The organism is Chryseobacterium sp. GW823-FHT05E08, from assembly GCF_058795655.1.
Genome location: NZ_JBXAHY010000002.1, coordinates 66,581 through 81,925 on the forward strand (window position 1 = coordinate 66,581; position 15,345 = coordinate 81,925).

14 protein-coding genes are annotated in these 15,345 nt (G+C 32.6%); 8 read left to right on the forward strand and 6 right to left on the reverse strand.

What is annotated here, in order from left to right:
- Window positions 1-273: 273 nt before the first annotated feature.
- A complete protein-coding gene (locus AC1Q7L_RS06225; protein WP_492304741.1) occupies window positions 274-1,953 on the reverse strand; it encodes a M23 family metallopeptidase in 1,680 nt (559 codons plus the stop codon).
- Window positions 1,954-2,247: 294 nt separating this feature from the next.
- On the opposite strand from AC1Q7L_RS06225, the gene ileS reads away from it, so the two are divergent.
- The 8 genes from ileS to trpS all read left to right on the forward strand — a co-directional run bounded on the left by ileS (window position 2,248) and on the right by trpS (window position 11,680).
- Entirely contained in the window at window positions 2,248-5,634 is a 3,387-nt protein-coding gene (gene ileS / locus AC1Q7L_RS06230; RefSeq protein WP_492304742.1) for an isoleucine--tRNA ligase, read from the forward strand.
- Window positions 5,635-5,652: 18 nt separating this feature from the next.
- Complete coding sequence (locus AC1Q7L_RS06235; RefSeq protein WP_492304743.1) at window positions 5,653-8,106, forward strand: YCF48-related protein; 2,454 nt, start codon at window positions 5,653-5,655, stop codon at window positions 8,104-8,106.
- A 165-nt stretch (window positions 8,107-8,271) separates the two neighbouring features.
- Entirely contained in the window at window positions 8,272-8,652 is a 381-nt protein-coding gene (locus tag AC1Q7L_RS06240) for a TraR/DksA family transcriptional regulator (RefSeq protein ID WP_066754506.1), read from the forward strand.
- An 80-nt stretch (window positions 8,653-8,732) separates the two neighbouring features.
- Window positions 8,733-8,978, forward strand: coding sequence for a DUF6576 domain-containing protein (locus AC1Q7L_RS06245; protein ID WP_492304744.1), 246 nt, complete (start codon window positions 8,733-8,735; stop codon window positions 8,976-8,978).
- 18 nt (window positions 8,979-8,996) lie between these two features.
- Window positions 8,997-9,185: a DUF2683 family protein gene (locus AC1Q7L_RS06250; RefSeq protein ID WP_054512790.1), complete on the forward strand. Its 189-nt coding sequence runs from the start codon at window positions 8,997-8,999 to the stop codon at window positions 9,183-9,185.
- Window positions 9,185-9,823 carry a lipoprotein signal peptidase gene (locus AC1Q7L_RS06255; RefSeq protein ID WP_410692071.1) on the forward strand — a complete coding sequence of 213 codons (639 nt, stop codon included), beginning with the start codon at window positions 9,185-9,187 and terminating at the stop codon, window positions 9,821-9,823. The genes AC1Q7L_RS06250 and AC1Q7L_RS06255 overlap by 1 nt, the downstream gene beginning before the upstream one ends.
- Window positions 9,824-9,838: 15 nt before the next feature.
- A complete protein-coding gene (locus tag AC1Q7L_RS06260; protein ID WP_492304745.1) occupies window positions 9,839-10,483 on the forward strand; it encodes a SanA/YdcF family protein in 645 nt (214 codons plus the stop codon).
- Window positions 10,484-10,711: 228 nt separating this feature from the next.
- Window positions 10,712-11,680 carry a tryptophan--tRNA ligase gene (gene trpS, locus AC1Q7L_RS06265; RefSeq protein WP_492304746.1) on the forward strand — a complete coding sequence of 323 codons (969 nt, stop codon included), beginning with the start codon at window positions 10,712-10,714 and terminating at the stop codon, window positions 11,678-11,680.
- Window positions 11,681-11,741: 61 nt separating this feature from the next.
- On the opposite strand, the gene AC1Q7L_RS06270 is transcribed toward trpS, so the two are convergent.
- The 5 genes from AC1Q7L_RS06270 to AC1Q7L_RS06290 all read right to left on the reverse strand — a co-directional run bounded on the left by AC1Q7L_RS06270 (window position 11,742) and on the right by AC1Q7L_RS06290 (window position 15,229).
- Window positions 11,742-13,019, reverse strand: coding sequence for a sensor histidine kinase (locus AC1Q7L_RS06270; RefSeq protein ID WP_492304747.1), 1,278 nt, complete (start codon window positions 13,017-13,019; stop codon window positions 11,742-11,744).
- Complete coding sequence (locus AC1Q7L_RS06275) at window positions 13,019-13,690, reverse strand: response regulator transcription factor (protein ID WP_492304748.1); 672 nt, start codon at window positions 13,688-13,690, stop codon at window positions 13,019-13,021. The genes AC1Q7L_RS06270 and AC1Q7L_RS06275 overlap by 1 nt, the downstream gene beginning before the upstream one ends.
- Before the next feature lie 81 nt (window positions 13,691-13,771).
- Window positions 13,772-13,960 carry a hypothetical protein gene (locus AC1Q7L_RS06280; RefSeq protein WP_492304749.1) on the reverse strand — a complete coding sequence of 63 codons (189 nt, stop codon included), beginning with the start codon at window positions 13,958-13,960 and terminating at the stop codon, window positions 13,772-13,774.
- 37 nt (window positions 13,961-13,997) lie between these two features.
- On the reverse strand, window positions 13,998-14,447 hold the full coding sequence (locus AC1Q7L_RS06285) for a PepSY-like domain-containing protein (protein ID WP_492304750.1): 450 nt from the start codon (window positions 14,445-14,447) through the stop codon (window positions 13,998-14,000).
- 86 nt (window positions 14,448-14,533) lie between these two features.
- Window positions 14,534-15,229, reverse strand: a complete 696-nt coding sequence (locus AC1Q7L_RS06290) for a YjjG family noncanonical pyrimidine nucleotidase (protein WP_492304751.1) — start codon at window positions 15,227-15,229, stop codon at window positions 14,534-14,536.
- Window positions 15,230-15,345 lie beyond the last annotated feature (116 nt).

Below are 15,345 nucleotides of genomic sequence, written 5' to 3' on the forward strand. Positions count from 1 at the left end.
ATCTTAAATTTTAACCACAGATTTGCACAAATTTTCACAGATGATTGTGCTTTAACATTTGTGTCTATTCGTGAAAACATTTGTGTTTGAATTTAAACGCAAAGATTTTATTTTTAAACTTGTGATTTTAGAAAGCAAAGGCAAATAAATTTGCTTCGCGAAGCTTGAAAATACAGCTTCATCAAATCAACTTGTTGATTCATCTTTGCTCACTTAAAACTATTTGTAATCCAAATTAAAAACTTTGCGTTGAAAAAAATATCACAAAGCTAATTATCTCGAAAAAGTAAAACTCTGCGTATTTGTATTTCCTGCTGTATTGATTGTTGTTAGTTTTAATTTATGAGAACCAGAACCTTTCGGGCATTTTTCATCAAAAACATAAACAAAATCATCTTTCATTCTTGCAAAACTGAGCCATTTTCCATCCAGTTCAGCTCGGAAAAATTCAATGTCACCAATTTTTGTTGTTCCTTTCAATCTTAAAGAACCAACATTTATGATTGCTCCATCTTTCCAGTTTGGAGAAATTGAAGGCAAAGACTGATCTACTAACAATCTGGCTATTCCTAATCTATTGAATTGCCCTTCTGCCCAATCACCATTCCATTTTGCTTTGATGATATTTTTATCGCTTCCGTAATTGAGTTCTAAGACGGTTTTTTCTTTTTCTTCGTTGGTTAATTTTCTGTTGGGTTTAATTTTTAATGTAAAATAATCATGAACTGGAATGTATGGACTATTTAAAACGATTAAATTTGAAACCGCTTCTACATCTTGTTTTTCATACATATTGAAATTTACAGCATCATAAACTGCATTTTTACTCAAATTGATTTCTGCATTTTCTGTTTTAATTGTTTTTGATTCATTGGGAACAATTGTTTTATTATTTGATAAAACTTTTTCTGACGGATTACTGAACTGAACTGTTGTTGTTAATCGACTCGTATTTCCGTTGACATCTTTGAAAATTATTTCAATATCGTGAATTTCATTATCCTGAAGATTGATAATCCCATCTGATTCAAAACTGTAATTTGGCAGCTTCATTCCCGATAAATTTGACAAATGCTGAATACTCATTTTATCTTTGACAAATTTTGTGTAATCTACACAACCATTGATATAACGGGTGTCATTGTAATGTATTTTGTCGATTTTAAAACTGTAAACTGATTTTCCATCCATCAATAACTCTGCATCATAAATTCCAAGATTAAACCCCTGATTAGCTTTGTCCAACGCTTTTATTGCAAAACTTATTTGAGGAGAATTAACCTGAATGATATTCGAAGTGTAAACATTTCCAGCTTTTTTAACAGCAACTCCATTAGCTCCGGGTTCGTAAGTACTGAAACGACGATCATACCAATACAAACCGCTTATGATTGGTGCAATTCCATCAGGAATATTAAAACCGAAAAGCAAAGGATTGATGCACTCTTCCGTTTTTGTATCTCTGATTTCAAAATGTAAATGCGGACCTGCCGAACCTCCTGTATTTCCACTCAAAGCAATCAATTGTCCTTTCGTAACAGGAAACTGATTGGGAGAAAAACTGATATCCTGTTCCCATTTTTCGTCTTTGTATTGTTTTTCTTTTACAAATTCATCTAGCCTGTCAAAATATTTATTCAAGTGAGCGTAAACCGTTGTATAACCATTCGGATGAGTTACATAAACGGCATTTCCGAAACCATATCGTTCAACTTTTATTCGACTTATATAACCGTCTGCCGCCGCAACCACAGATAAATTTTCCTGGCTATTAGTTCGAATATCCAATCCCATATGAAAATGATTAGAGCGAACGGCTCCGAAATTAGCAGCCAAATTGATGGAAATATTTAAAGGATTCCGAAAATAATTTTGAGGGTAGTTATTCTGAGCTTGAGTCATCATGCCGACAAGAAAACAAACAATAAATATCAATCTGGAAAAGGCTTTCATACAAATGGTTTTAAGTGGTATTTTAAAATTACGAAAATTTGTTTTTATTTCCCACGATTTATTTTTGGATTTTCACAGATGTTTTCGTTTAAAATATAATTAAACTTTTGTGCTTAATAATATGCACAATCATCTATGAAAATCCGTGAAATCTGTGGGAGAAAATAATTCAAACATTTATATTTCTGAAACAGAACTTTTTAATCGAAACTATCAAAATAAAACATATATTATAAACCGACAAATTTTAGTAAATTTGCCAACTTAATTAATCAACGATATTGAGATATTACAATGAGCCAATTTAAAGAATACAAAAACCTCAACCTTATTGACGTAGCAGAGAATGTAGCGGAATTTTGGAAACAAAATAAAACCTTCAATAAGAGTGTTGAGATTCGTGAAGGGAAACCTGAGTTTGTTTTTTATGAAGGTCCGCCTTCAGCAAATGGTATGCCCGGAATTCACCACGTTATGGCTAGAGCGTTAAAGGATATTTTCTGTCGTTATCAAACCCAAAACGGGAAACAGGTTTTCCGTAAGGCGGGTTGGGATACACACGGACTTCCTGTGGAGCTAGGCGTAGAAAAAGAATTAGGAATTACTAAAGAAGATATTGGCTCAAAAATTTCTATTGAAGATTACAACAAAGCTTGTCGTGAAGCGGTAATGCGCTACACCGATGTCTGGAATAACCTTACCGAGAAAATTGGATATTGGGTAGACCTTGAAGATCCGTATATCACGTATAAGTCAAAATATATGGAGACGGTTTGGTGGTTGTTAAAGCAGTTGTACAACAAAGATTTATTGTACAAAGGTTACACAATTCAGCCTTATTCTCCGAAAGCAGGAACTGGACTTTCTTCCCATGAAGTTAATCAGCCCGGAGCTTATCGTGACGTGTCTGATACAACAATTGTCGCACAATTCAAGACACTTCCTGAGACATTACCTTCATTTTTACAAGGTTTTGGAGATGTACATTTCTTAGCTTGGACGACAACTCCTTGGACGTTGCCGTCTAACACCGCTTTGACAGTAGGTCCGAAAATCGATTATGTTTTAGTAAAAACTTTCAATCAATATACTTTTGAACCAATCAATATTGTTTTGGCTAAAGCTTTGGTTGGAAAACAATTTGCAAAAAAATATGCTGAAGGAACAGATGAAGATTTTGCAAATTACACTTCAGAAAGTAAAATCATTCCTTATCAAATCTTAGCAGAATTCAAAGGTATTGATTTGGTCGGAATTAAATATGAGCAATTATTACCTTACGCTTTACCTTATCAAAACCCGGAAAATGCTTTCAGAGTAATTTCAGGAGATTTTGTTACGACTGAAGATGGTACAGGTATCGTTCACACAGCTCCTACTTTTGGTGCTGATGATGCGAAAGTGGCAAAAGAAGCTACCCCTGAGATTCCGCCAATGTTGGTTTTAAATGAAAATGGAAATCCGGTTCCTTTGGTAGATTTACAAGGGAAATTTACTTCGCAAATGGGAGATTTTGCAGGTAAATATGTTAAAAACGAATATTACGATGCAGGAACAGCACCCGAAAAGTCTGTTGATGTTGAAATAGCAATTCGTTTAAAAGAAGAAAATAGAGCTTTTAAAGTTGAAAAATATGTTCACAGTTACCCACACAGTTGGAGAACAGATGAACCTCTTTTATATTATCCATTGGATTCTTGGTTTGTGAAAATGACTGCTGTAAAAGACAGATTGGTAGATTTAAACAAAGGAATCAATTGGAAACCAAAATCTACAGGAGAAGGACGTTTCGGCAATTGGTTAGAAAATGTAAACGATTGGAATTTATCCCGTTCAAGATATTGGGGAATTCCGTTGCCAATCTGGAGAACTGAAGATCTAAAAGAAGAGATAATCATCGGTTCAGTAGAAGAATTATACAACGAGATCGAAAAATCTATCGAAGCAGGATTCATGATAGAAAACCCGTTCAAAGGTTTTGTGATCGGAAATATGTCTGAAGAAAATTATTCTTTGGTTGATCTACACAAAAATATCGTTGATAAAATTGTTTTGGTTTCAGAATCAGGAAAAGCAATGAACCGTGAAAGCGACTTGATCGACGTTTGGTTCGATTCAGGATCAATGCCTTATGCGCAGTTGCATTATCCTTTCGAAAACAAAGAATTAATCGACAATAATAAAGCGTTCCCAGCAGATTTCATCGCGGAAGGTGTTGACCAAACTCGTGGTTGGTTCTACACTCTTCATGCGATCGGAACGGCAGTTTTTGATTCAGTTGCTTATAAAAATGTAATGAGTAACGGACTTGTTTTGGATAAAAACGGGGTAAAAATGTCAAAATCCAAAGGAAATGGAATTGATCCGTTTGAAACATTAGCAGTTTACGGACCGGATGCTACACGCTGGTACATGGTTTCAAATGCGAATCCGTGGGAAAACCTGAAATTCGATATCGAAGGAATTGATGAAACAAGAAGAAAATTCTTCGGAACACTTTACAATACGTATTCATTCTTTGCCTTGTATGCAAATGTTGACGGGTTCAATTATTCTGAAAAAGAAGTTGAAAACAGACCGGAAATCGATAGATGGATTTTGTCTGAATTAAACTTATTAATCAAAGAAGTAAAGGCATTCTACGAAGATTACGAACCTACAAGAGTAGCAAGAGTCATCAATACTTTTGTAAATGATAACTTGAGTAACTGGTACGTAAGATTATGCAGGAGACGTTTTTGGAAAGGAGATTATTCAGACGATAAAATCTCGGCTTACCAAACTTTATATACTTGTTTGGAAACTGTTGCAAAATTATCCGCACCAATTGCTCCATTCTTTATGGATCAATTGTATCAGGATTTAAATAAAGTAACAGGAAAGGAAAACGCGGAATCTATTCACTTAACAGATTTCCCTGTTGCTGATGAAAGTTTAATTGATCAGGATTTGGTTGAAAAAACGCACTTAGCACAAAATATTACGAGTATGGTTTTCTCTTTGAGAAAGAAAGAAAACATGAAAGTTCGTCAGCCATTACAAAAAGTATTGATTCCTGTGTTAGACAAGAAAACTGAAGAGCAAATCTTAGCAGTTTCAGAGTTAATAAAACAAGAAGTAAATGTTAAAGAATTACAGTTAATAAATGCCGAAGAAGCATCACATTTAATTGTAAAACAGATAAAACCAAACTTTAAAACGTTAGGTTCGAGACTTGGAAAAGATATGAAAACAGTTGGAGGAGAAATTGCAAATCTAACTGCTGAACAAATTTCCGGTTTAGAAAAAGAAGGAAAAATAGACGTTCAAGGTTACGAAATTACCCTTTCTGATGTTGAAATTTCAACAAAAGATATTCCGGGATGGACAGTAACTTCTGACGGAAAAACAACTGTGGCATTAGATTTGACGCTAACAGATGAGTTAAAATCTGAAGGGATTGCAAGAGAATTTATCAACAGAATTCAAAACTTGAGAAAAGATAAAAATTTCGATTTAATAGACAGAATAAACATCTTTGTGGAAGAAAATTCACCTTTCTTAAATGATATTAAGAAAAATGAAGAATATATTTCATCGGAGGTCTTGTCAAATAAAATAGAAATTACTTCAAATTTCACTAAATTTAATGAAGTTGAAATCGATGAAATAAAATTCAAAGTTCATATCGAAAAAACGTAACCAAAAAACATCAATAAAATGAGAAGGTTAATTATTTTATTTTTATTAGCTATTGCCAAACCAATATATGCTCAAAATGCTTCTGGAATTTGGCAGCCTTATATTTACACAAATCCAATTTCAGAAATTCAGTTTGTGAATAATAATGTTGGTTTTGCTGTATCTAACGGTTATGAATCAGAAAAATTAACATTTTCCTTACTTAAAACAATAAATGGGGGTACAGAGTGGCAACCTTTAGGAGGTTCTTTTGATAAAATAAATAGTTATAGTACTATTGATGAAAACAATATTTGGTTGTCACAAAATGGATATTTATCAGATGGTGCAGTATTTAAAACATCAGACGGAGGTAATTCATGGCAGACATATTATAAAAACTTAGAAGCGGAAACAAGTCCTTCTGGAACTGTTTCTGTTTCACTTTTAAATGCGAAGGTCAAGTTTTTCAACTCAAATTTAGGTTTTATCTCGACTCCCACGAGTCTTTGTAAAACAACTAATGCAGGAACAACATGGACTCAACTTACAACCAACCAAGGCAATATATTTTATGTAAACAATAATGTAATGTTTTCCTATGGAAGTTCTCTGAGCCCACTTGTTATTAAAAAATCTGTAGATGGCGGAAGTAATTGGCAAAATATCGCCAATCCTGTTACTACATCTAACTTTAGCTTATATTTTATCAATGAAAATACAGGTTATATCTACAATGGTCAAAAATTGTTTAAAACAAGTAATGGAGGAACTAGTTGGCAGGAAATTACAATAACCACAAGCGGAGCACTGTCTTCATTAAAATTTGTAAGTGAACAGGAAGGATATGCCACATTAAATGGCTATCTACTGAAAACGAGTAACTCCGGAGCAACATGGGATTACGTTGGAAATACGACTGCTAAAATAAGTAATGTTTATCTAACTAATAATAATCTTTATACATCAGGATCCAACGGTAATATTTCTAAACTTCAGAATAATGATTTAGTTAGGCTTACAGGCATGGATAATGATTTTTCAACCGTAACCGAAGATAAAGGGAATGTAAGGGAGAATAATGGCGTTTATGAATTTTTACAAATAGCAAAAAAAAGAACTGATGCAGAGGCTAAATATTCGAAAACTTCATTAAACAATACTACTCATAAAATAATTACCGAACAGACGAATATCCCTATTTCAGTACCTGCAGGTATTATGATGTTTCCAAATCAGATTCACAGTGTTGCATACAACCCTTCAAAAACTGTAGAAATAACCTACCCCAGACCGTTCAGAACATATAATGGAGATCTGCAAAACTATACTCAAATGTTTGATCTTACAGGCTCTACTTCTCCCAATCTTTATTTTTTAGATATTCAATTCTATAATGATAATTCTGCGTATGGTGTTTCTGCTAACAGAATTTATAAAACCGATAATCAAGGTACTTCGTGGACAATATTATTAGATCAAAATAATGATAGTTATCCTTTCTCAGATATTCAGACTTTTAGCCAAAATTCATGTCTCATAGTCGGAAGAAAAAATATTTTATACAAAACTACTGACGGAGGACAGACTTGGAATACCATAGCAATAACAAATGATACCAATCAGCATTTTACAAATTTATTTTTTGTAAATGACCTTATAGGTTGGGCATTTGGAGAAAAAGGTGCTATTTTCAAAACTATTGACGCCGGAAACACTTGGATAGATAAATCTATTAATATCAATAATACAATTAATGACTTGGTATTTGTTAATGAAGATGAAGGTTGGATAACTTCGGGAGGTACATATCACACTATAAATGGTGGTACGACTTGGGTTCAGGATCTTTCAGTAACTTATAGTCCCTCAACGATTAAATTTAAAAATAATTTGGAAGGTTTAGGTTGGAAACAACGCAACGCTTATCTTTTTGAGTATTTAAAAGCACCTTTGTGTCCTCAAATAAATAATGTTTCTGTCAATCAAAATAATGGAGCTTATCAGATGTCAGTAAATTGGACTCCTTCTGCTAACTCAACCGGTTACAATGTATATTGTTTCTTAAGCGGTTCTGGTATTATTATAAACCTTGGGAAAACCGTAAATAATAGCTATACTTTTGAAAATATTCCTTTAACACAAATAACTCCGGGGCAAAACATTACCATAAAGGTAAGACCTGTTAATTTACAGTATGAAAAGGCTTGTGCAAATGATTATATCTATAACACATCAACACTGGCCACTGAAAATATTTCCCTAAAAGACAATATTAGCACGAAAATTGCTCCGAACCCAGTTAGTGATATTTTAAATATAGTAAGTAGTGAAAAAATCGTTCGTTCAGAAATATATTCACAGGATGGAAGGCTTGTTTTAACTACCGATAATGATAAAATAAATGTTAGATCTTTATTAAAAGGATATTATTTCATTAAAGTATATTTAAATAATAAGACTGTAGAAAATTTAAAATTTATTAAAAATTAATTTACACGAATTGTCAAATAAAATTTAAATTGTATCTTCACTTCCAAATTTTAACGAAATCGAAATAGATGAGGTTAAATTTAAGATAAATGTTGAAAAAAATTAACATATAGTTATTGTTTTTCAAATTCCATTTCATAATTTTATTAAAAAAGAGAAAAGAACATGTCAGACGAAAGAGTAAGATATAATGATTCTGATTTACAAGAGTTTAAAGCGATCATTAAAGAAAAAATAGAGAAAGCTGAAAGAGATTTACAGCTGATCAGAGAAAGCTTCATCAACGACCAGAATAATGGGACAGATGATACTTCGCCAACTTTCAAAGCTTTTGAAGAAGGAGCCGAGACATTAAGTAAAGAACAAAACTCTATTTTAGCAGGAAGACAAGAAAAATTCGTGCGCGATCTTAAGAATGCTTTAATCAGAATTGAGAATAAAACGTACGGTGTTTGCCGAGTAACAGGAAAGCTGATTCCTAAAGAAAGATTATTGGCAGTTCCTCATGCTACTTTAAGCATCGAAGCGAAAAATATGCAGAAATAACCGTAAGGTTTGTAAAATAAATTTGGGTTTATATCGTATTTCATGAAATACTTTATAAACCTAATTTTTAATTTATATCCATGAACGAATTGTTAATTTTAGGGGTCATTCTTATTGTAGTTTTAGGATTTTTTAATAGAGATTGGATCAAAAACAGTTTCTTTCCCGAAAAACACAGAAACTATACGATTGATGATGAATTTAATTCTAATAAACGCGACAGGGAAAAAGAAATTGACCACCTTTTAAGCAAAATGGGCAAAAACGGAGTCAAGGATTTGTCTGCTAAAGACAGAAAAAGATTAGACGAATTGTCTAAAAAGTAAATATTTAAATTAAGAAAAATGGAGTCTATAATAGTACACACTAAAAATGCAATGGAATTGAATGCGCTGAAAAGTGTTTTAAAAGATATGAACATCGAGTTCGAGAAATTCCATACGAAGATGCATCACAACACTAAGACGATTAAGAAAGTGATTGGTAAGAAAAATGAGAAAATAGGAAAACCTTATAAACCAAAAGGATTGTAATGAAGAAGATTGCGCTTATCACATTTCTTATTTTATTAATAGATCAGGCTTCGAAAATTTATGTAAAAACGCATTTCAATCTAGATGATAGCGTTTCCGTTTTACCTGGCTTCAAACTTACTTTTGTAGAAAACCCAGGAATGGCTTACGGACTTCACTTTGGTGGAGTTATCGGTAAATACTTCCTTGTTATCCTAAGAGTATTCTTGATTGGAGGAATGGTTTATATGTTCAAAAAGTGGTTACAACAAGGAGCATCCAACTATCTTATTATTCCGATGGCAGTTATTTTTGCAGGAGCAATAGGAAATCTTATCGACGGAATGTTTTACGGATTAATTTTCGACAGCGGAACTGTATACGATCCAAGCATCGACCGATGGATTGGTTATGGAGGAATTTCTAAGCTAGTGCCTATCGGACAAGGTTATTCTACATTTATGAGAGGTTGCGTTGTTGATATGCTTCACTTCCCATTGGTAGACTGGAACGTTCCTGAAAGTGTACCACTAATCGGAGGAAAACACCTTGAATTTTTCAAATATATTTTCAATGTTGCAGATTCAGCCATTACAGTAGGAGCAGTTTTATTACTGGTTTTCAGAAAAAAAGCTTTTCCGAACGGTCTGGAATTTTAAAAGATTTTACACTCGATGAAAAAACTAATAAAAACTACATTTAAAATATTCCTGCTTCTTATTGTTGCAGGATTTATTTTTATCGCTTGGGCGAATTATAGCATCAAAAAAGAAAGTGATGCGTCCGTATCCTATAATATCGCTGATGTTCCCGAAACAAAAACAGCTTTACTTTTAGGAACAAGTAAAAATTTAAACAGCGGACTTCCCAACGCTTATTTCTACAATAGAATACAAGCTGCAATAGATCTTTATAAAAGCGGAAAAATCAAATACATCATCGTAAGCGGAGACAACAGCACAAAAGATTACAACGAGCCAGAAGATATGTTATTAACCTTAATGAAATACGGAATTCCACAAGACAGGATTTTCTTGGATCATGCAGGTTTCAGAACATTGGATTCTGTTGTTAGGGCTAAAGAAATATTTGGACAAACAAAACTGATTATTATTTCACAAAAGTTTCACAACGAAAGAGCTGTGTTTTTAGCCAAGAAAAATGGAATTGAAGCTTACGGCTACAATGCTAAAGATGTTAATAAATATGCAGGTTTTAAAACTAATATGAGAGAATATCTGGCTAAAGCAAAAGCCTATTGGGATCTTATTTTTGGAGTTGAACCGAAATTTGGAGGAGAGAAGATTTTGATTCCTTAATTTTCTTTATTTTCCCACAGATTATATAAATTTTCACAGATGATTGTGTTTACGTAAGATTTAAGTTTTGGCTAAAGCCAATAGATTATTCGTTTATGAAAGCGGACTAAAGTCCGCTCCTATTGATATTTTCCAACACTAGAAATAAATATCTGTATAGATCTGTGTAATCTGTGGGAGAAATCCATAAATTTGCAATTCATTAATTTTTATAAATAATTTAAACAAATGTCAAGAATTCTTACCGGCATACAAGCCACCGGAACACCACACCTTGGAAACTTGTTGGGTGCAATTATTCCTGCTATTGAGCTATCAAAACAGGAAGGAAATGAATCATTTTTATTCATCGCAAATCTGCATTCATTAACGCAGATAAAAGACGCGAAAGAATTGAAACAAAACACCTACGAAATAGCTGCGGCTTGGCTTGCTTGTGGACTAGATACCGAAAAAACATTCTTTTACAGACAGAGTGACATCCCTGAAACCTGTGAACTATCTTGGCATTTATCATGTTTTTTTCCTTATCAGAGATTGACTTTAGCGCATTCATTTAAAGATAAAGCAGACAGATTACAGGACGTAAACGCAGGTTTGTTTACCTACCCTATTTTGATGGCTGCCGATATTTTACTGTATGATGCAGAGATTGTACCTGTAGGAAAAGATCAGCTTCAGCACTTGGAAATTGCCCGTGATGTAGCTTCAAGATTTAATAATCAGATGGGTGAAGTCTTCGTTTTACCTCAATCTGAACTTCAGGAAGATACAAAATATGTTCCGGGAGTTGATGGTCACAAAATGTCTAAATCAAGAGGAAACATCATCAATATTTTCTTACCTGAAAAGGAATTGAAAAAGCAGGTGATGAGCATTGAGTCAGATTCAAAATCATTAGAAGAGCCTAAAGATCCGGAAACAGATAAAACATTTGCGATTTATCAATTGGTTGCAACGCCTGAACAAACCGAAGAATTAAGAGCTAAATATTTAGCTGGAAACTTTGGTTACGGACACGCAAAAAAAGAACTTCTGGACTTGATTTTAGTGAGATTCGAAAAAGAAAGAGAGTTGTTCTCTTACTACATGAATAATCTTGATGAATTAGAAACAAAACTTCAGGAAGGTGCAGGAAAAACAAGAGTAATCGCTACTGAAACCATCAAAAGAGTAAGAGAAAGTTTAGGAATTTAATTCAAACTTTTTTAAATATAAGAAAGCCTTTCATGTTGAAAGGCTTTTGTTTTTTGTAATTTTAATTTTTCGAAAGAATAAAATAATGCATCCCATCATCAAACTCATACGCAATATTCCAGAGCGGATATTGCTTTATAATAGTCTTAATAATAGAAAGTCCCAATCCTGTAGATCCCTGATCTGAACCTTGTTTATAAAAACGATTAAAGATTTGAGATTTATCCAGAGGAATTCCTGAACCCGTATTTTGAAATATCAGTTTTTCTTTTTCGATGATAATATTGATAATTCCGTTTTGGTTATTATATTTTACTGCGTTTTTAAGCAAATTAGATAAAAGAATATTGGCCAGATCTGGATCAAAAGTTGCTTCAAAAACTTCTTTTTCTACTACATTGATATCGATCTTTTTATACTCAATAAAATCTTCATAGCTTTTCACCAGATCATTGATCAATACATTAAAATTGACGTAGGATATTTTATTAAACTGATTATTTTCAATCTTAGAAAGCATTAACAATGATTTATTCAATCCCGCCATTCTTCTGAGATCATTTTTTACATCATTCAAAAAGTTGAGATTTTTCTTATCCAGTTCGCCATTCTGAATCGAGAGATCAATTTTATTAATCACAATTGCCAATGGCGTTTGCAGTTCATGAGAAGCATTTTCTATAAACTGTTTCTGCTGATGAAAAACGAGTTCATTGCGCTCAATCATTTCATTAATTTCAATATTTAACTCCTCGAATTCTTTGATGGAATAATTTTGAGGTTCATTAAAAGATGAAACGCCAAACTGGTATTTTTTAAGCTTATCTAAAATTAAATAAAACGGTCGCATCGCTTTATGAAGCAAAAATCCGTTAACAGCAATAATACTTATAACCAATAATAGATATAAAACAATTAGGGCTGTTGTAAGGTCGTACACCAACTCATCCTCTTCTACCGTAGACGTTCTGACGGTCAATTGCTGATGCTTTCCAAACTGATCTATAAAATCGGTTGTAAGAACTCGGTAGGGCTGTTCTTCGTCATCATATTCCATATAATACATTTTATTATACAGATTGTTTTTGTCTTTATATTCTGACGCAGAAATAGGATTTATCTTAAATTCATTAAAACCAAATTCATTATTCTTTAATAAATTTTCGTCAAGATAGACCGCTTTAATGATTTGTATTTTTCTGTTTTTTAAGCCATCATCTACATTATCATACACTTCATCTAAAATATAAGCGTAAAACAACGCAGCCCAAACAGCAATGATCAACAACAAGATCGTGATGAGGTACTTTATGGTGTAATATTTTAGAGAAACTTTCATTAAATAAATTTATACCCAATCCCGTAAACAGCCTGAAAATCAGCTTTTGAATTGAGTGTTTTTAATTTTTTACGTAGATTTTTAATTTGAGAATAAATAAAATCTAAACTGTCTGCCTGATCAATATAATCTCCCCAAATAGCCTCCGCAAGCATAGTTTTTTGCAATGTTTTTTCAGGATTTATAACAAAATAATAGAGAAGATCATATTCTTTACGGTTAAGAATCAATTCATTATCATCGATTTTTACAATTCTACTTTCTGGATCAATATAAATGTTTTTGTAGCTAATCGTATTTTCACCATCCTGATTTTTTCGTCTGATGACAGACTTAATTCTTGCCATTAATTCCGCCAAGTGAAAAGGTTTTGCGAGGTAGTCGTCTGCTCCAATTTCCAATCCGTTCACTTTATCATCAACAGAATCTTTCGCAGATAAAATGATTACCGGATCTTTTTTGTGCATGCTTTTAATTTCTTTCAGAAGATCCATTCCGTTTCCGTCCGGGAGCATAATATCCAACAAAATACAGTCATATTCGTAAGAAATGATCTTTTCTAACCCTGATTGATAATCATCAGCATATTCTACTATAAAATGTTCTGCTTCGAGAAAACTTTGTACTACGTTTCTTAATTCCGGCTCATCTTCTATAATTAAAATCTTCATATCTGCATTTTTAAATACATTTTAGCTCTATCAAATATATAAAATTAAAACCTCCTGAATTGAGGAGGTTACTTTATAAGTTTAAAAGTTTGTTTTTATATGTCGTCCGTTTGCATCAAAAATAATGCTCAATCCATTCATCAAATTGATTTTATATGCATTGTACTTTTCCTCAATAGATTCTACCCAACTTCCGGAGTGATTTCTTGTAATATAGCTTAGAATATTTTTTCTAATCGCCTTACCTGTCATTATGTTCCAATTTACCATATCTTTAATTTTACTTGTTAGTGTATAATTTTCGTTATTAATCATCAATTCGTTTAAAATTTCCGTTTTTATCGAATTCAAGATCTATTCCGTTAGAAAGTTCGGCTTTGTATGACCAGCTTTTTCTTTCTATTTGTATGATATGAGTATTGGGAAAACTCTTAGCAACATAGTTTCTTATTGCTGCAGGAATGAATCCATAAGGTATTTTTTGATGTTCGCCATCGACTTCTTTCCAGTTTCCTTTGCTGTCGAATTCAACTTTCATTCCGTTGGTTAGATGAACTTTATATTCATCAACTCCAAAAATTTCATTGTCTTCAATAACAGAACTTGCTGCAATTCCTTTAAAATTAGCGGCAAGAAAATTCTTGGCAGTTTTTGGTAATTGATTGGGGCTTATTGCTCTGTCTTGTGCAAAGACAAAGCCCGTCATCAATAAGAAAGTAAGAGATAATGCTCCTGTGATATTTTTTAATTTTTTCATAATATAAAATTGTTTGTTCGTTATTATGAAGCAAAATTCTACATTAATTTAGGAAAGAATTAGGAATGAATCACAAAAGCAGTTTTTTATAAATATTCTTTAATCTGTAAAAGGTGTGTTATTGATTTTAAACCTTCTTCCTGCTTATTCTCTTTGTAAACATCAAAGAAAATAACATCAATACCAAAGTTTTGTGATCCTACAACATCGGCGATCCAATCGTCACCAATTAAAATACTTTCTTCTTTTTTAGCATTCGATAAGCCTAAAGAATATTCGAAAATTTCAGGATTAGGTTTTCTCACGCCCACAGAATCGGCACTTGTAATAGTATGGAAATAATGAGCAATCCCCGACAGAATGCATTTTCTTTCAGTTACTTCTTTGAAGCCGTTGGAGATTATATGAAGCGTGTAATGTTTAGATTTTAAATATTCCAAAACATACTCTGCCCCTTCTACCAATTCATTATGATTAAGGATTTTATCTAAAAAATGCTCTTCAAAATACATGGAAAGCTCTTTATTCTCAACTCCAAAATGTTTGAAAGTATCATAAAAACGGTGCTCTCGTAAATATTCTTTTCCGATGAGTCCGTCTCTTATATCTTCCCAAAGTTTTTCATTGATATTGTGATAAACAGCATGAAATTCTTCAAAATCTATATTATACTTTAAAGTTATTTCCTGTGCTTCAAAAAGTGTTTTGATGGTAAGATAGGCGTTCTTACGGTGATCCCAAAGCGTATTGTCGAGATCAAAAAAAATGTGCTGAATTTTCATACAGCACAAAATTAATACTTTTAATTTTTAGAGATCGGATAATTCTTACTCTTGGTTTTAACTACATCAATATTTTTAGAAAAATTGAGCAAGAAATCAATTGTTTCTTTTTTAGG

What these genes read in the sequence shown, in the direction of transcription:
- AC1Q7L_RS06235 (WP_492304743.1), top strand. Translation starts at nt 5,653, where the DNA reads ATGAGAAGGTTAATTATTTTATTTTTATTAGCTATTGCCAAACCAATA.
- trpS (WP_492304746.1), top strand. Translation starts at nt 10,712, where the DNA reads ATGTCAAGAATTCTTACCGGCATACAAGCCACCGGAACACCACACCTT.
- AC1Q7L_RS06245 (WP_492304744.1), top strand. Translation starts at nt 8,733, where the DNA reads ATGAACGAATTGTTAATTTTAGGGGTCATTCTTATTGTAGTTTTAGGA.
- AC1Q7L_RS06255 (WP_410692071.1), top strand. Translation starts at nt 9,185, where the DNA reads ATGAAGAAGATTGCGCTTATCACATTTCTTATTTTATTAATAGATCAG.
- AC1Q7L_RS06290 (WP_492304751.1), bottom strand. Translation starts at nt 15,229, where the DNA reads ATGAAAATTCAGCACATTTTTTTTGATCTCGACAATACGCTTTGGGAT.
- AC1Q7L_RS06270 (WP_492304747.1), bottom strand. Translation starts at nt 13,019, where the DNA reads ATGAAAGTTTCTCTAAAATATTACACCATAAAGTACCTCATCACGATC.
- AC1Q7L_RS06250 (WP_054512790.1), top strand. Translation starts at nt 8,997, where the DNA reads ATGGAGTCTATAATAGTACACACTAAAAATGCAATGGAATTGAATGCG.
- AC1Q7L_RS06240 (WP_066754506.1), top strand. Translation starts at nt 8,272, where the DNA reads ATGTCAGACGAAAGAGTAAGATATAATGATTCTGATTTACAAGAGTTT.
- AC1Q7L_RS06260 (WP_492304745.1), top strand. Translation starts at nt 9,839, where the DNA reads ATGAAAAAACTAATAAAAACTACATTTAAAATATTCCTGCTTCTTATT.
- ileS (WP_492304742.1), top strand. Translation starts at nt 2,248, where the DNA reads ATGAGCCAATTTAAAGAATACAAAAACCTCAACCTTATTGACGTAGCA.
- AC1Q7L_RS06225 (WP_492304741.1), bottom strand. Translation starts at nt 1,953, where the DNA reads ATGAAAGCCTTTTCCAGATTGATATTTATTGTTTGTTTTCTTGTCGGC.
- AC1Q7L_RS06285 (WP_492304750.1), bottom strand. Translation starts at nt 14,447, where the DNA reads ATGAAAAAATTAAAAAATATCACAGGAGCATTATCTCTTACTTTCTTA.
- AC1Q7L_RS06275 (WP_492304748.1), bottom strand. Translation starts at nt 13,690, where the DNA reads ATGAAGATTTTAATTATAGAAGATGAGCCGGAATTAAGAAACGTAGTA.
- AC1Q7L_RS06280 (WP_492304749.1), bottom strand. Translation starts at nt 13,960, where the DNA reads ATGGTAAATTGGAACATAATGACAGGTAAGGCGATTAGAAAAAATATT.